Genomic DNA, 16,185 nt, shown 5'->3' on the forward strand with positions numbered 1-16,185 from the left:
AACTGCCATTGGCTATCCGAGATTTCGTAGCGTCCTGTCATACCGCACCTATGCTGGATGTGCATGGGTCACATTAGCAAAAATGACTTTTCGTACAAAACCTAGAGGTTGCAGTTTCATCTCGTCATCGGTGGCGTCTCGAATTGCTAGCACTTCATTGTCCACGCCAGCGTTCTGCTCACCAGGGATGACGAACCGAATTGTGTTTTGTCAGTGTTCGTGGTGGTAGCCATGTCCGAGCGCGTCACCTGCTGCTGAGCTCCGAGCAGGCTCATATAGCCGTTCAACGTATGATCGGGCGATCCTTACAGGTCCAGAATAGCGGTTTAGAGAAGGCGATGTCATTAAAGGTACAAGGGCAGCTTTATAACGGGGTGATATTCAGCCGCTGTAGTGCCGCATGTAGCGTCAATTTCTTCATATCGGAACCGCGTTGCCAGCGTGTAACACCAGAGCCTGGTGAATGCAGCCCTCGCGCAAAATAGTACGCTGGATAATGTCGCAGCTGTGGGCTATGTGTATGGTGCCGGGTAATCAAATCGCTTGTAGGCTCGGCCGCAGATTCTAAGTGCAACACCTGAGTTTCTCTGTAAGGCATTTCATTCATGCCATACTCAGAACCCAGCATTACCGATCGGGCCACCATCCAGGTTTGCCTATCTCAGGGCTTGAGTCTGCGTGCAATTGCTCGTTGCCTGGATCGCTCGCGTTCCACCATCAGCCGCGAAGTCCGGCGGAATAGTTCTTCAGGTGATGGCTACTGGGCTGGACGAGCCCATGTTGCCCGCCTCAAACGGCGGCTTTACTACCGTCCCAAGCGAAAGCTTCTCGTTGGTGGCGAGTGATTCGCGGTGGTCGAATATCTTCTTCGACGCTACTTGTCCCCAGAGCAAATCGCCGGCAAGCTGCGAATCATGAACTTACTCAAGCTTGAAGACGCCTACGTCTGCCGCGAGACGATTTACACTGCGATCCAGGCGCTGCCGATCGGGCCTGCGTAAAGAGCACATCCATTGTCTACGGCAGGGAAAAGCACATGCAAACCTCGGTGTGGTGAAACAGATCGGTGAGGGCAGATTCCCGGCATGGTCAGCATCCACCTTCGTCCACCTGAGGTGGACAAACGCGAGATGCGCGGGCATTGGGAAGGCGACCTGATCAGAGGAAAAGGTAACGCTTCCGCGATTGGTACTCTAGTAGAACTCAGTAGCGGCTATGTGATCTTGGCCAAGAAGCATGATGCCACTGCGACCTCTGCTATAGATTCAGTGTCGCGCTTAATAGAATGCCATTGGCAGCTCGAAAGAGCATAACCTACGACCAGGGGCGAGAGATGGCGAGGCATGTGGCTATTACCCAAATACCGGTGTTGCCATCTATTTTTGCGATCCTCACAGCCCTTGGCAAAGAGGGAGCAATGAGAACATCAATGGCCTCATTCGTCAGCACCTATCCAAGGGCACAGACCCCTCACTGACCAGTCAGGAAGAACTGGATGCTATTGCCTTCGAGTTGATTATGCGACCGAGAAAGTACTTCGATTTCAAATGCCCAATTGAGGTATTGAATGACCTGATGGCAAAGCACAATGACAAACTGCCCTCAATCCAATAGGGGTGTTGTTGCACTCAGTGTCTGTATTCGCCAGATTCCGATATGTCTGCCCTATATAAGCAAGGGTTATCCTGCAATAGAATAACTGGAAACGAGATATCAACTAATAGAGGTAAGTATATGCGTAAATATTTTGGTACCGATGGTGTGCGCGGCCGGGTGGGAGAATTCCCCATGACACCGGATTTTGCCATGAAGCTGGGCTGGGCCGCGGGAAAGGTCCTCGGCACTAAGGGTAGTGGCGAGGTGGTGATCGGGAAGGATACACGGGCCAGCGGTTATATGCTTGAGTCAGCGCTTGAAGCTGGGTTATCGGCAGCAGGGGTCAACATCGCCCTGGTAGGTCCTTTACCCACCCCTGCAATCGCCTATCTAGCAACGACTTTTCGTGCGAGTGCTGGTGTTGTTATCAGCGCATCGCATAATCCATACTATGATAATGGTATTAAATTGTTTGCTGCTTCTGGCCGTAAGCTAACGGATGAGCAAGAGTCGGATATTGAAGGATGGTTAGAGAGGGCCCTTAATGACGGCATGACTTGTGAGCCTTCAGACAGGCTGGGGAAAGTTAGACGGATCGACGATGCAGGGGGGCGCTATATTGAATACTGCAAGTCGCACTTCCCTGGCCGCCAGGATCTCAGCAATCTGACCATTGTTATTGACAGTGCTAATGGTGCCGCATATCGAGTTGGCCCGACAGTCTTTCGCGAGCTGGGAGCAGAGGTGATCAGCCTACATGATCGGCCCAACGGGTTAAATATCAATAATGAGTGTGGTGCCACGCACCTGGCAAGCTTGCAGGCCGCAGTAATCGATAACAAAGCTGATCTGGGAATTGCTGTGGACGGTGATGCCGATCGCCTAATGATGGTCGATCACACAGGAGCGGTTGTTGATGGGGATGAGCTGCTATACATGATGGCGCAGATGGCCCGAGCCGAAGGCTATACTGGTGGTGTTGTGGGCACCCAGATGAGTAACCTCGGTCTCGAGTTGGCGTTAGGGGGGCTGGAAATCCCATTCAAGCGTGCCAAGGTGGGTGACCGCTATGTGATGGAGCAGTTGGATGATACCGGTTGGCGCATTGGTGGCGAAAGCTCGGGGCATTTAATCAGTCTGGATCACGCGGCCACTGGCGATGCGATCATCGCCTCGATGCGTGTACTGTCAGCTCTGCAACAGCAGGGTATGTCCTTGCATCGCGCCAAGCAGGGGATGCAGAAGCTACCGCAGACGCTGATCAATGTGGCCTATAAAGCGAACGGGGAGATAGACCCGCTCGAGGCGCTCGAAGTCAAGACGGCGGTGAGCCGAGTCGAAAGCCATTTGGGCGATACCGGCAGGGTACTGCTGCGTAAGTCCGGTACCGAGCCACTTGTGCGTGTGATGGTAGAAGCCAAGGATGCTGAACAGGCACGCCGTTGTGCAGAAGAAATCGCCAACGCACTGATGTAGGATTCACTTTATCATTCATTAGGTTCTATAAGTGTCAGGTCCAGCATGATTAAATATCTCCATTTGGTAAATAACCTAGGGCGCTTCGGCTTCAAATATCCCATTTAAATAATGAGTGAGTAAATGGTGCAGTACCTTGAAACTCCGTTATCATTACATTGACTCATATTCACTCTTAAGCTGCATCCGTCCTTCCAATTATCTAGAATGGTATTTCCCTTGAGTCACCCTCGTGAACCAGTAAATAGAACGAATAGTGAGAGATGGGATTGGTTTGATGCTAAATGGTACCTTGACCGATACCCCGAAGCAGCAGTGTCATATTTGACACCCATAAACCATTATCTAGAGGTAGGAGAACCTCTTGGTTGGCGTCCTTGCCCTGACTTCGATCCCGTATGGTATCGTCAGCAATATCCTGATGTGGTTAGTCACAATCTCAGCCCGCTCCTTCATTTCATTTCTTACGGAATAAAAGAAGGCCGCTTCCCCTGTAAACTTATTTCACCATCGCTAGATACCGCGTTATGGGCTCGGCAAGACCAAAAAAGTGGCTTGTTAAAGTCTCTTCGAACATTAGTTGCATGTGATTCTGTGCTCGAATCAAGTTATGCAAGTTTTGCGCTTGCGCGTTGGTATGCTTGGCAAGGAGACTGGCATTGTGCTGCCGATTATTTAGCCGAGCGTGTTTCAGGTAAACGATTGATGCCAAGCCATAACGGACCCGATTTATTGTTAATAGAGTCTTTGGCGCGCAGTGACCAACTATCTGAGGCGTGGCGGTCACTTGGTAAACTTCAGCGAGCGGCGCCAGGCTGGTATGATGTTCGCTTGGCAGCCGCTAATCTTCTGGCTTGGCAGGCAGCGAAAACGCCATCGCGTGAGTCGGTCTCGGATAGTGTGTTTGATCATAAAAGCCGCTTGGCTTGGATCAATGGTATATGGCTAAGCTCTGGTCTGGATGGCGTCGAACTGGCAGATACTACTGTACCGCTTTCGTTGGACAACTTGGCTTCTGGTTCGTCTCCACTCTCGAAAACTGACAATCCGTTATTAACGATCATCATGCCGGCCTATAATGCCACAAACACGATTAGCACAGCACTAACTAGCCTCATTCAGCAGTGTGGAGTTAATCTAGAAGTGATTGTCGTTGATGACGCTTCGACGGACAATACGTCACATGTTGTCGAGCAATTTTCTCAACGTGATTCACGAATTCGTTTGTTACGCCAGCCATACAATCGAGGCGCCTATGCAGCTCGTAATGTAGGATTGCGTGAGGCGCGAGGGCAGTTCATCACCATCCATGACAGCGATGATTGGTCCCACCCAGATAAACTGGCCTGTCAGGTAGATGCGCTACAAACACACCCTGAGTGGCAAGCTTGTTGTACTGACTGGGTGCGCTGTAGTCAGAACTTGATCTTTAGCCGCTGGCGCATTGAAGAGGGATGGGTGTATCGCAATGTGTCGTCTCTTATGTTCCGGCGCAGGGTGTTTGAGTTGCTCGGTTATTGGGATTATGTGCGTGCTGAGGCAGATACTGAATACTACTATCGTATTCAAGCAGCTTTTGGGCCTAATGTGATTGGGGAGGTGTTACGCGGTGTACCACTGACCCTTGGACGGTCGGTGGCGGACTCGCTCACTTCGGTGAGGGCCACACACTTGGTGACCCAGTACAGCGGAGTGCGAGCAGATTATCGAAGTGCTAGTCAAAGGTGGCATCGTGAAAACGCAGGACGGCCGGCCCAGCTTTATTTGCCTTATGAGCCTGATGGGCGTGCTTTTTCTGTACCGAAAGAATTGCTACCTTGAGTCTGAGTAATAGACGAGGTTATGCTTGTGGCTAAGAGCATTAAAGTGCTGTTAGACGATAAAAATCAAGGTCTCCAAGGAGTTGAGTCGCGTGAGTGAGCAAAATCAACAGGTATCGCTTGAGCAGTTGCAGTCGCGTATTCATGAGGCCGAGCAGAGCTTGCAGGCAAGTGACCGCACCATAGCGGTGCATTTCGACGAAATGGCTCGTGTCACCCAAGTCTTGGAGCACGAACAGGCGCACAAAGCTGAACTTGAGCATCAGCTAACAGAGTTTCGTCAGCAATTGGTTCAGGTTGAGGCTCAGCAGACGGCGTCAAACGCTGTGAATCCTGATGAGCAGGAGTTGAGACTTCAGCAGCAGAGTCGTTTGCTTTTGGAGAGTGAGCTGTTTGATGCTGATTGGTATTTGGCCATGTACCCCGACATTAAAGCGGCAAAGACGTTTTCTCAGGCACCTCACGAGCACTATTTGCGTTTCGGGGCTTTTGAAGGACGAAATCCCTGTCCGGAGTTTGATTCTGCTTATTATCTTTCCCAGTATCCTGACGTAGCAGATACTGGTACTAATCCGTTGGTACACTATTTACTGTATGGGCGCGAAGAAGGGCGTCATATTCATTCATCGCTCCAGGAAGGATAGTCGCTGTGTGGCTAGAGCAGGAACTAGAGGCTTCTGGACTGTTCGATGCCGAATGGTATTGTAACCACTATGCTGATGTAAGCATTTGCACGCTCTCTCCCTGGGATCACTTCCTGCAACATGGGTGGAAGGGTGGGCGTGCCCCGAGTGCCAAGTTTTATCCCACTGACTATTTGGCTGCTAACCCCGATATTCGCAATTCTGGTGTATCTGCCTTGGAGCACTATTTAAGGTGGGGGCGATTGGAGGGCCGAAAGATGCCTTCTCGTACTGTAACCAAACAGGAGCTATTAGCGGACGGATTGCCTAGTTGGGTGGCAAGTGGTGATACATCGAGTACAACAGATATACCGCCTTCAAACGGGGAGCGTATTTTATATGTCTTGACTTTGCAAAGTGGCGGTACTCCGCAGACGAACCAAGACTTGATGCGCTCGTTCGCATCGCGGGCAGAGTGTTTAGTTTTGCGTTGTAGAGGTGTTGAACTCACTCTCTATTATTTCCATTGCGGCCAATATATTTTATTGGATGCGTGCCGCTTGACATCTTCTTTGCGCCCCTTGCCACACTCCTCTTCCGAATACGATCAAGTGGTGGCGAAGTGGTTAACGAAATATCGCGTGACGATTGTGCATGTACGTCACATGGCATGGCAATCGCTGGGTTTAATAGCGTCAGCTAAGCACCTTCAGATACCTGTTGTTTTTTCATTTCACGATTACTATACAGTTTGCCCCTCTGTGAAGTTGCTAGATGAGAAGAAGCAATTTTGCGGTGGTCGTTGTTCATTGAGCTCTGGTGAGTGTTCACAAGAGCTTTGGGCTTCTGAGTCAATGCCGGCATTGAAGTTCAATGCCGTTTATAAGTGGCAGCAACAGTATGCGCGTGCACTCATATTGTGTGATGCATTCGTCGCCACGACAGACTCGGTGCGTCAGCTAATAACAGATGTTTTCCCTGCTCTTGAAAAACGACCCTTTGAGATTATCCCGCATGGGCGAGACTTCTCCGATTTATCACTACTCGCGGTCCCCCCTGAGCCAAATCAGGTCTTGCGTGTCCTGGTTCCAGGGTTTTTAGCGGTCTCTAAAGGTAGGGATGTCCTGCTGGAGTTGGCCTCTCATCCCCACCTAACCCATGTAGAATGGCATGTGCTTGGGCTATTGATAGACACTCCACCCACATTGATACCGGAGAATGTCGTAGTCCATGGGGTTTATGAGCGTGAAGAATTCAGTATTCAGGTTAGGAAAATAAAACCGCACTTAGGAGCCGTGTTGTCGATATGGCCTGAGACTTGGTGTCATACGTTGACAGAATTGTGGTCTGTTGGTCTTCCTGTGCTTGGGTTCAATTTAGGTGCGGTTGGAGAGCGTCTCGCCAAGACACAGGGTGGGTGGCGGGTCGAAAAAACTAGTTCTGACGCAATGGCGGTGAAATTACTTGAAGCATCAGAGACTGAAGCTTGGCATAGAGCTCTCGAACATGTCTGTGAATGGCAAAGAGTCGGGCAGACAAGCTGCACGGAAATGGCAGAGGCATATTGGATGTTATATCAGCGTGTATTGTGTCAATCTTAGACCGATTATGCTGATATCAAACACAGTGTAAACAGAACGTCATTGTTTGCTGGTATCTGGTTGTCTTGAGGAAAGCATACGCTAACGACTCCAGTAGATAGAGCTCGTTAGGAATAGTGTATTTTCGATGAGGTGGCCCGTGAATTGCATTGAAAAAGAAAAGGCATACCTTGGGAAACACTGTACAAATCCCGCCGGATCACTATTGTCAGCTCTAATCTGACCATCCCGTCACCGTCTGTCTAGGCCATCCGATGAAGCAGACCTCGTCCGTTCAAGCAGAGCACCAGAACAAGGAAAAGGTCACCCACCGAGAGCGATTCCTAGCCAAGATGGAGGCGATGGTGCCTTGGCAGCGGTTGATCGACGCGTTGTCGCCATCCTACTTACCGAACGTGGTGGACAAGCGGGGCCGAGACGAAACAGACCCTCAAGGGCAATCAATGGTACTTCAGTATGAAGGCCCACATTGGCGTCGATGCGGTAACCGGGCTGACACATACCGTGGTTGCCACCTCGGCTAACGAGGCAGATGTCACCATGGCAGAACACTTGGTGCGGGATGATGAAAAGCGAGTCCACGCCGATGCCGGCTACATCGGTATGGGCTAGCGTCTGGGTGAGGGGAAAGATGCGGAGGCCCCTGTTACTGTATCGCGGCCAAGCGGAGCGGCATCAAGAGGATGGAAGAGAGCCTACTAGAAGAACTGCTGCTGAAGAACGAGAGAACCAAGGCCAGCATCCGCGCCAAGGTTGAGCACCCGTTCTACGTCATCAAGAACCTCTTTGGTTATCGGAAGATGCGCTACAAGGGACTTACCAAGAACCAGGTGCAGATATTCAGTCTGTTTGGCTTGGCCAACCGGGTACTAGCGACACGATGCGAAGAACGAGGTGACGGGGGCAGTTCGTCTTGCATCTGGCTTGGCAGCCGAATAACACGGCTGCCAAGCTAAAGAGGCCATCCCTTGGTGGTCTGAAATAAGCTGCTGAAGCAGAAAGCCGCTGTTTGGCAGCTTCAGGGACCTGTGCAGTGGTTCCCTTTCACATCACCTGACCTCAATAAGGCTCGGGGTGGCGGTAGCGTACTCATTTATAATTTACAGGCAAAATTCATGTATAAAACATTCCTTGTGACCGGCGGCGCCGGCTTCATTGGCTCCGCGGTCATCCGTGAGCTGATGAGCTCTACCCAGCACACCGTTATCAATATTGATGCGTTGACCTATGCCGGCAACCTTGAGTCACTGACTGATGTTGCTGCTTCCGAGCGCTATCACTTCGTGCAAGCCGATATCTGTGACGGCGAGAAGATGAAGGCTGTCTTCGCGGAGTTCCAGCCGGATATCGTGATGCACCTGGCGGCCGAGAGTCACGTGGATCGCTCCATTGATGACCCGGCAGATTTCATCGAGACCAATATCGTCGGCACTTATCAGTTATTGGAAGCGGCACGTCACTATTGGAAAGACTTGAAAGCATCCGATGCCGAGAAGGCCGCTGGCTTCCGGTTCCACCATATCTCTACCGATGAGGTGTATGGCGATCTGGAAGGGCCGGAGGATCTCTTTACCGAGACAACAGCTTATGCTCCGAGTTCTCCGTACTCGGCCAGCAAGGCTAGTTCGGATCACCTCGTGCGTGCCTGGCAGCGTACCTATGGCTTGCCGACATTGGTGACCAACTGTTCCAACAACTACGGCCCGTTCCATTTCCCCGAGAAGCTCATCCCGTTGATGATTCTCAATGCCTTGGCGGGTAAATCACTTCCGGTCTATGGCGATGGCAAGCAGGTGCGTGACTGGCTGTACGTGGAAGATCATGCACGTGCACTGATCAAGGTCGCGACCGAAGGTGAGATCGCTGAGACTTACAACATCGGCGGGCATAACGAAAAGCAGAACATCGAGGTCGTCAAGACACTGTGTGCACTGCTGGAAGAGCTGGTGCCTGAAAAGCCGGCTGGCATTGCCCACTATGAAGATCTCATCAACTACGTGACGGATCGACCGGGCCACGATGTGCGCTATGCCATCGATGCCGCCAAGATTGAGCGTGAGCTGGGCTGGGTGCCACAAGAGACGTTCGAAACCGGTCTGCGCAAGACCGTCGAGTGGTACCTGGCCAATGAAAGCTGGTGGAAGCGCGTCCAGGACGGTAGCTATCGTGGCGAGCGCCTAGGAACCGGGAGCTGATCATGGCGTTGGACACAATGGCAATGAACAACGGCTTTGGAAGAATCCTGATTCTGGGCGGCAATGGTCAGGTCGGGTTTGAGCTGCAGCGTAGTTTTTCCGCGTTTGGCGAGGTACGTGCGCCACGTCGTAGCGAAGTGGATGCTAGCGACTTGCAGGCAGTCTCGGCCTACGTCGATGCATTTCAGCCGCAGCTGATTCTCAATGCTGCTGCCTGGACTGCCGTCGACAAGGCCGAGGAGCAGCGTGATGAGGCCATGTGCCTCAATGCGGAGCTGCCTGCGCTACTGGCAGAGAAAGCCAGCGCGTTAGGTGCCACCCTGGTGCACTACTCCTCTGACTACGTCTATCCGGGAGATGGTGAGCAGTTCTGGGCCGAAGATAGCCCGACAGCGCCGCTCTCGGTCTATGGTGAGAGCAAGCTGGCCGGTGATGATGCCGTGACGGTGAGTGATTGCCGTCATCTGGTGTTGCGCACCAGCTGGGTGTACGCCGCGCGCGGCAATAACTTCATGAAAACGATGCTCAAGCTCGGACGTGACCGTGACACGCTGAACATCGTCAACGATCAGATAGGCGCACCGACTCCCGCTCGGCTGATCGCACAGCTGACGTGTGAAGCACTGCGTCAGAACATCGCGAGCGGCCTGTATCATCTGGCCCCGCAGGGCACCACCAGTTGGCATGGCTTTGCACAAGCCATTTTCCGCCTCGCGATCGATCAGGGCGAAGCGCTGGCGATTGACCCGGAAGCACTGGGTGGCATTCCCACGGCAGACTATCCGACACCTGCACAGCGTCCGCTGAATTCGCGCTTGGCCTTGGGCAAGTTGGAAGCGGCACTGGGTCACCCACTGCCAAGCTGGGAATCCCAGTTGTCCCTGACCCTGAAAGAACATCTCGATCGTTGAGCCTTGCTAATTCTCAAAGGATGAAGCGCTGGCCGTTGCCTCATGAACAGGCCAACGGCATGTGACTCACGTTGTTTACGTACACTTTCTCTGCACCACACGACACGTCGATTCGACAAGGACATTTGATATGGCGCGCAAGGGCATCATTCTCGCCGGCGGTTCCGGTACACGACTGCATCCCATCACGTTGGGTGTTTCCAAGCAGCTGCTGCCAATCTACGACAAGCCGATGATCTTCTATCCGATCTCGGTGCTGATGCTGGCCGGTATCCGCGAGATTCTGATCATCTCCACGCCTGAAGATCTGCCACAGTACGAGCAATTGCTTGGCAATGGCGATCAATACGGCGTGCGTTTCGAGTATGCAGTTCAGCCAAGCCCGGACGGCTTGGCGCAAGCCTTCATCATTGGTGAAGCGTTCATTGGCAATGATCCGGTCTGCCTGGTGCTGGGTGACAATATCTTCCACGGCCAGCATTTCTCCGATCAGCTCAAGCGTGCTGCGGACCAGCCAAGTGGCGCTACAGTCTTCGGTTATCTGGTACAAGACCCAGAGCGCTTCGGTGTTGTCGAGTTTGACGAGTCAGGCACTGCGATTTCCATTGAAGAGAAGCCGCTCAAGCCCAAGTCGCCGTATGCGGTGACCGGTCTGTATTTCTACGACAATGATGTGGTCGAGATCGCCAAGCAGGTAGAGCCGTCAGAGCGCGGTGAGCTGGAAATCACCAGCATCAACAATGCTTATCTGGAGCGCGGTGATCTGCGCGTTGAGCGTCTGGGCCGTGGTTTCGCCTGGTTGGATACCGGTACCCACGACAGCCTGCTGGAAGCGGGTCAGTACGTGCAGACCATCGAGCATCGTCAGGGTCTCAAGGTGGCGTGTCTGGAAGAAATTTCCTGGACTAACGGTTGGATCAGTGATGATCAGCTGGAAGCCCAAGGCATCGCATTCAAGAAAACCGGCTATGGGCAGTACCTGCTCAAGCGTCTGGATGATAAGCGTTGCGGCAATCAGTAACGCAGCGACCTGCAGGCGAGTCACAGAGGGTAGTCAGAGACACTGATGACCGTCTCGTCTCTTTCGCGGTCTGTCTTAAGTATTACCCTCCTGAAGGAGTCGCTCGTGCAGCGATCTCTTCAGGAGTTTTTGTTTCACGTATTGCGGCCACTCCGTCACGAGTGGCCCGTCACACAGAGAGTCTCGCATGAACTACGAAAAACTCGCCATCCCCGATGTCGTGCTGTTGACCCCGCAAGTCTTTGGCGATGAGCGCGGTTTCTTCATGGAAACCTTTCGTCATAGCGAATTCGTTGAGCATTGTGGTGACTACACCTTCGTGCAGGACAACCACAGCAAGTCTCGTCAGGGCATCTTGCGTGGCTTGCATTACCAGCTGAATCAGCCGCAGGGCAAGCTGGTACGCGTGACACAGGGTGAGGTGTTCGATGTGGCTGTCGACATGCGCAAGAATAGCTCTACGTTTGGTCAGTGGGTCGGTGCCCTGTTGAGTGAAGACAACCAGCAGATGCTGTGGGTACCGCCGGGATTCGCTCACGGCTTCTACGTCACCAGCGAATCTGCAGAATTCCAGTACAAGTGCAGCGATTATTATGCGCCCGGCGATGAGTATTCCCTGAAGTGGGACGATGCCACGGTGGGCATCGAGTGGCCGTTGGCCAATGGCGAATTACCACAGCTGTCCGGCAAGGATAAAGCGGCTGAATCTTTCAAGAATGCCGCTGTTTTTGCATGACAGGCACACAGGTGGCATGACAGTAGGTAGGGATATCTCCTGATCGAAGGCTTATGGATTGGTGACAAGATGAAGAATACTCGTCAGGCACTCAGAGAATTCGGCGCCAGTTTCATGGGGCCCGCCTTCTTGGTATATGCAAAGGCAGTAGAGACACAAGGTGTGGGGCGGATACCGATATGTCTAGCACGAGAGGGCTGGTGTTTCGAGCGGTTGCTGTCACGCCTTCAGGCGCGTGAACTCATTGCGCTTGACCATGCCCCGTGCTATCTGAAAGTTTCACGTACGTTGTTGTTTCGCGCCAATCTCGGCGAGGAATTCCTGTGGCCGTTGGCATTGGGCAATGACTTCGAAGGCGATGTGTTGGATCTGATGCGCAAGCGCTTTGGCTTGCAGATGCACGAAGCCTTCAGTGTCTTGCCAGCTGAACTGTTGCAGATGCACGTCAAGCTCCCCGAGCAACAGGAGGATGTCATCCAGTGGCTGACACCGCATCTTGAACGCCTTAAGACCTTGGTCGCCCCGACGCGGCAGGGTGTCATGGCGTACCTGGAATCACTAGGCCTCACGCAGGGGCCGCAGTCTGTCATGTTGGACTTGGGCTACTCGGGCACGATTCAGAAGCTGCTGACGCGCATGATGCAACGTGATACCCATGGGCTTTACTACGTGGCGACCAAGCCCGGCAAGAGTCTACAGGGTGATGCAACGGCCCATCTGACGGGTGTCTTCCGTGAAGGAATTGGTTGGGGAGAAGGCTATCAGATGCTGGACCGCTCCTTGCTGTTCGAGTCATTGATGACAGCACCGCACGGTCAGGTAGTGGATGTGCGTGAGGACAGCGATGGTGGCTTCGAGTTCTGTTATGGACGCCAGGCGGCTACTCAGCGGCATTTCCAGGATTTGCAGGAAGTCTTTGATGGCGCCATTGATCAGGTCGCCACATGGATCGACTCCGGGGTGAGCTTCACACCGGAAGAAGTCGAGCAGATGTATGAAAACTTCGCCACACGCCAAGGTGCCATTCCGCAATGTGCCTGGCATCTGTTCTTCGTGGACGATGATTTTTCCGGCAATGGCATCCTGAATCCGTTGGCACTTTTCAACATCTGATCGAGAGCCATCAATGAAATCGTTCAACCCTTTTTCGAAGCAGAAATCGATATCTTTGCCTGCGACAAAACAGACACAGTTTGAACAGGCTGAGGCGCTTGGCCTTTTTGATGCTGGATGGTACCAGCAGCAGTACGGACAGAAGTTCGCTTCATCGGCTGATGCCTTCAAGGATTACCTGCATAAATCGCGCTTTTCTCCAGTGCATCCATCGCCGGCATTCGATGGTGAAAGCTACCATCGCATGTATATGGACGTGTTCTATGACCAACAGAGCCCGCTGTTCCATTATCTGAAAAATGGCAAGCAGGAAGGGCGTCAGTATGTGCCCTTGACGCCACGCTGGGTACCCCGGACACGTATGCCGCTGGATACCACTCTCACAGAGGCTGCCAGCCGACTGAAGATGGCTGTGTGCCTGCACGTATTCTACGAAGACTTCATCGAGCGTTTTGCGCAGGCGCTGGACGACATGCCGATCAAGGTCGATGTGTTGCTGACCCTGGCCGAAGGTGTCGATGAATCACGAGCGCGCAAGCGATTTGAGCGTCACGCGAGTGTCAATCGAGTAGAGACTCGTCGTGTGCCCAATCGCGGCCGCAATTTCGGCCCGTTGCTGGTCGAATATGGCGATGTGCTGAATGACTATGATCTTTTCTGTCACCTGCATTCCAAGAAGTCGCTGTATTCCGGTCGTGAGCAGACTCAGTGGGCGGACTATCTGACGGAATATCTGCTGAGAGACAAGTCTGTCGTCAAGCGTGCCTTGAATGCCTTCGCGGAAGACAAGACGCTGGGCGTCTATTACCCCACGACGTTCTGGATGATGCCGAGTTGGGTCAATCACCAGACCATGAACAAGGGCTTCATGCGTGAGTGGCAGCAGGCCCTGGGCATTGACCACATCAGCGACTTCCTCAGCTATCCTGCGGGTGGCATGTTCTGGGCACGCCCTCAGGCACTCAAAGGCATCGCGGACAAGTCCTGGACCTACGATGAATTCCCGGAAGAGCCACTACCCAACGATGGCTCCAAGCTGCATGCGCTGGAACGTATTCTGGGCGCTCGAGCCGAGCACCTTGGCTATCGACAGTTCTTCTATCATCCGTCCGGTGGTGATTTCACGGTCGACCAGAGCTACATCACGGCCAATTATCATGGCTCCATCGAGCAACACATGTCTGCCATCCAGGCACATCAGATCATCAGTTTCGATGTCTTTGATACGCTGGTTCGTCGCGAATTCACCGTGCCGGATTATGCCAAGCTGAAGTTGGGGAAATGGCTGCTTGAACAGGGTGTCGTCACCTCGGCTCATGCGTTCGTCAAGACGCGCAACGAGGCGGAGTTCTCGCTGCGCAAGCGCGCCAATTTCCAGGGCGACGTGCGTATCGATGCCATCTATGACGAGTTGGCGGATGTGTACAAGGTCAGCAAGGACATCGCTCAGGGCTGGATGCAGCGTGAGTTCGAGCTGGACCTGGCCATGATTCAGCCCAAGGACGAGATGGTGGAGCTGTTCAACCATCTCAGCACGGCGGGGCATGTGCTTTGGGTCATCTCCGATAGCTATTACACGCGTGATCAGGTCGGGCTGATGCTGCGCAAGGCCGGTATCGCGGCGGCCTATCGCCTGATGGTGTCCAGTGAGGAAGGCAAGCGCAAGGACAGTGGCTCCATGTGGGCGATGGTGAAGGAAGACCTCGCGCGCGAGGAAGGCCGCCGTCACCTGCACATCGGGGACAATGTCGTGGCTGATGCTCAGCGCCCCGGCGACATGGGGTTGGCGACGTTCCATATCCTTCATCCGATGGACAAGTGGCGTGCACTTGGCATGCCGGAAGTCCTGACCGGCGATGATGCACTGGATGAAGCCCAGATTCTGAAATGGGGCGCTCTGGTAAGCCAGATCGGCCGCAACCCGTTTATTGGTGAATGATGAAAAAAGATACTCTGTACCTACACGTAGGTTGGTCCAAGACGGGGACATCTGCAGTTCAATCGCAGATTCAGGCGCAGCATGAGGATTTTCTCGCCAAGGGCATTCTCTACCCGCAGTCTCTGCAGTGGCCAGACCACTCACATCATCCGTTCGCGCTGTCCTTCAAGGGCAGCGGTGCCTACCAGAGTGACATGTCGCCAGCGGACGCACTGGAGAAGTTGCGGGTAGAGATGCAGGCCAGCCTGGCCTCCAGCGTATTGCTGTCATCGGAGCTCTCGCCGATGTACTTCAACAATCCGCGCTTCAAGGAGTTCGTGGCTGAGCACTTCGAGACGGTCAAGGTCATCTTCACGGTTCGCCCGCAATCGGAGCTGTTGCTGTCACTGTTCAATCAGCTGGTGAAAGACCCCAACATTCGTTATGAGGCGTCTCTCTTCACGCTGGCCATGCGCAATGTGAGCTGGTTGAACTACCTGAACCACATTCGGCAGTGGGAAAAGCATGTCGGTGGAGAGAATCTCTCCGTGATTCCCTATAGCCGCAAGGTGGTACAGGACTTCCTGTCCTCGTTGGATATTGAATATCGACCAGGCGCCCATCAGGCCGACGAGACTGCCATCATCAACCCGTCGCTGCCGACACGTTGCCTGCCACTGGTCCAGAAATTCGGGCGTGGTCAGATGGGCAATGCGGAATTTGCGCGTCGTAGAGACAAGATCATCAGTCTTGCGAAGACACTGGGGAGTGAACAGGACGAGCATGTATTGTTCACTGTGGCGGAGCAACAGGCCTTTGATGCCCACTTCAAGCAGGGCAATCAGAAGCTGATCGAATGGTTTGGACTGCCGGCAGAGAGCCTCAACAAGTCCGGCTACTCCGTCATTTCGGTATTACCTGCAGACCATTTCTCTATTGAGGACTTGGGATAATACTACATTATATATATCAGTTATTAGGATCAAGTTTGATTCTAAAGGGATATATTTTAGGAATGATGCCTTATTTGCAAAATACTGATTTGGTGTAGGGTGCCGGATGATCGGGTTTCACAACGAAGCTACCCTTTGTTAGCCTCTCGTGAGCTCATCAAGCAATTTATTCAGGAAAGGCTTCATGGACATCAAGCTGCATAAGCAAGCGACGACGACACC

At 53.0% G+C, this 16,185-nt stretch carries 12 protein-coding genes and 2 pseudogenes; all 14 read left to right on the plus strand.

Annotated features, from left to right (window positions below; all coding sequences use genetic code 11):
- Nucleotides 1–605 precede the first annotated feature (605 nt).
- Nucleotides 606–1,614 (plus strand): annotated as a pseudogene (locus tag CFN46_RS17100) (IS30 family transposase).
- Nucleotides 1,615–1,734: 120 nt separating this feature from the next.
- Complete coding sequence (gene glmM / locus CFN46_RS17105; protein WP_088744247.1) at nt 1,735–3,072, plus strand: phosphoglucosamine mutase; 1,338 nt, start codon at nt 1,735–1,737, stop codon at nt 3,070–3,072.
- A gap of 324 nt (nt 3,073–3,396) precedes the next feature.
- Nucleotides 3,397–4,893: a glycosyltransferase family A protein gene (locus CFN46_RS17110; protein ID WP_176426520.1), complete on the plus strand. Its 1,497-nt coding sequence runs from the start codon at nt 3,397–3,399 to the stop codon at nt 4,891–4,893.
- A 91-nt stretch (nt 4,894–4,984) separates the two neighbouring features.
- The gene (locus CFN46_RS17115; protein ID WP_088744249.1) at nt 4,985–5,536 is read left to right on the plus strand and encodes a hypothetical protein; all 552 of its coding nucleotides are present in this window, start codon (nt 4,985–4,987) and stop codon (nt 5,534–5,536) included.
- Nucleotides 5,537–5,793: 257 nt separating this feature from the next.
- Nucleotides 5,794–7,116, plus strand: a complete 1,323-nt coding sequence (locus CFN46_RS17120) for a glycosyltransferase (RefSeq protein WP_141103681.1) — start codon at nt 5,794–5,796, stop codon at nt 7,114–7,116.
- A gap of 423 nt (nt 7,117–7,539) precedes the next feature.
- Nucleotides 7,540–7,719, plus strand: a pseudogene (locus CFN46_RS17790) (transposase); the annotation flags it as partial.
- 71 nt (nt 7,720–7,790) lie between these two features.
- On the plus strand, nt 7,791–8,072 hold the full coding sequence (locus CFN46_RS17795; protein WP_369597148.1) for a transposase: 282 nt from the start codon (nt 7,791–7,793) through the stop codon (nt 8,070–8,072).
- A gap of 159 nt (nt 8,073–8,231) precedes the next feature.
- Nucleotides 8,232–9,311: a dTDP-glucose 4,6-dehydratase gene (gene rfbB / locus CFN46_RS17130; RefSeq protein ID WP_088744251.1), complete on the plus strand. Its 1,080-nt coding sequence runs from the start codon at nt 8,232–8,234 to the stop codon at nt 9,309–9,311.
- A gap of 2 nt (nt 9,312–9,313) precedes the next feature.
- Nucleotides 9,314–10,222: a dTDP-4-dehydrorhamnose reductase gene (rfbD, locus tag CFN46_RS17135; RefSeq protein WP_254918534.1), complete on the plus strand. Its 909-nt coding sequence runs from the start codon at nt 9,314–9,316 to the stop codon at nt 10,220–10,222.
- A gap of 130 nt (nt 10,223–10,352) precedes the next feature.
- Nucleotides 10,353–11,243 (plus strand): glucose-1-phosphate thymidylyltransferase RfbA, encoded by an 891-nt coding sequence (gene rfbA / locus CFN46_RS17140; protein ID WP_088744252.1) that lies wholly within the window; start codon nt 10,353–10,355, stop codon nt 11,241–11,243.
- A 187-nt stretch (nt 11,244–11,430) separates the two neighbouring features.
- Nucleotides 11,431–11,979, plus strand: coding sequence for a dTDP-4-dehydrorhamnose 3,5-epimerase (gene rfbC, locus CFN46_RS17145; RefSeq protein WP_088744253.1), 549 nt, complete (start codon nt 11,431–11,433; stop codon nt 11,977–11,979).
- 69 nt (nt 11,980–12,048) lie between these two features.
- Nucleotides 12,049–13,092 (plus strand): HAD family hydrolase, encoded by a 1,044-nt coding sequence (locus CFN46_RS17150; RefSeq protein ID WP_088744254.1) that lies wholly within the window; start codon nt 12,049–12,051, stop codon nt 13,090–13,092.
- 13 nt (nt 13,093–13,105) lie between these two features.
- Entirely contained in the window at nt 13,106–15,031 is a 1,926-nt protein-coding gene (locus CFN46_RS17155) for a rhamnan synthesis F family protein (protein WP_088744255.1), read from the plus strand.
- Nucleotides 15,031–15,963, plus strand: a complete 933-nt coding sequence (locus CFN46_RS17160; protein WP_088744256.1) for a hypothetical protein — start codon at nt 15,031–15,033, stop codon at nt 15,961–15,963. Before CFN46_RS17155 ends, CFN46_RS17160 begins: the two co-directional genes overlap by 1 nt.
- Nucleotides 15,964–16,185 lie beyond the last annotated feature (222 nt).

The sequence above is a fragment of the Cobetia sp. QF-1 genome, assembly GCF_002213105.1.
Lineage (GTDB): Bacteria > Pseudomonadota > Gammaproteobacteria > Pseudomonadales > Halomonadaceae > Cobetia > Cobetia crustatorum.

Coding starts and splice junctions, on each gene's coding strand:
- glmM (WP_088744247.1), top strand. CDS start 1,735: ATGCGTAAATATTTTGGTACCGATGGTGTGCGCGGCCGGGTGGGAGAA.
- CFN46_RS17120 (WP_141103681.1), top strand. CDS start 5,794: ATGCCTTCTCGTACTGTAACCAAACAGGAGCTATTAGCGGACGGATTG.
- rfbB (WP_088744251.1), top strand. CDS start 8,232: ATGTATAAAACATTCCTTGTGACCGGCGGCGCCGGCTTCATTGGCTCC.
- rfbD (WP_254918534.1), top strand. CDS start 9,314: ATGGCGTTGGACACAATGGCAATGAACAACGGCTTTGGAAGAATCCTG.
- rfbA (WP_088744252.1), top strand. CDS start 10,353: ATGGCGCGCAAGGGCATCATTCTCGCCGGCGGTTCCGGTACACGACTG.
- rfbC (WP_088744253.1), top strand. CDS start 11,431: ATGAACTACGAAAAACTCGCCATCCCCGATGTCGTGCTGTTGACCCCG.
- CFN46_RS17150 (WP_088744254.1), top strand. CDS start 12,049: ATGAAGAATACTCGTCAGGCACTCAGAGAATTCGGCGCCAGTTTCATG.
- CFN46_RS17155 (WP_088744255.1), top strand. CDS start 13,106: ATGAAATCGTTCAACCCTTTTTCGAAGCAGAAATCGATATCTTTGCCT.
- CFN46_RS17160 (WP_088744256.1), top strand. CDS start 15,031: ATGAAAAAAGATACTCTGTACCTACACGTAGGTTGGTCCAAGACGGGG.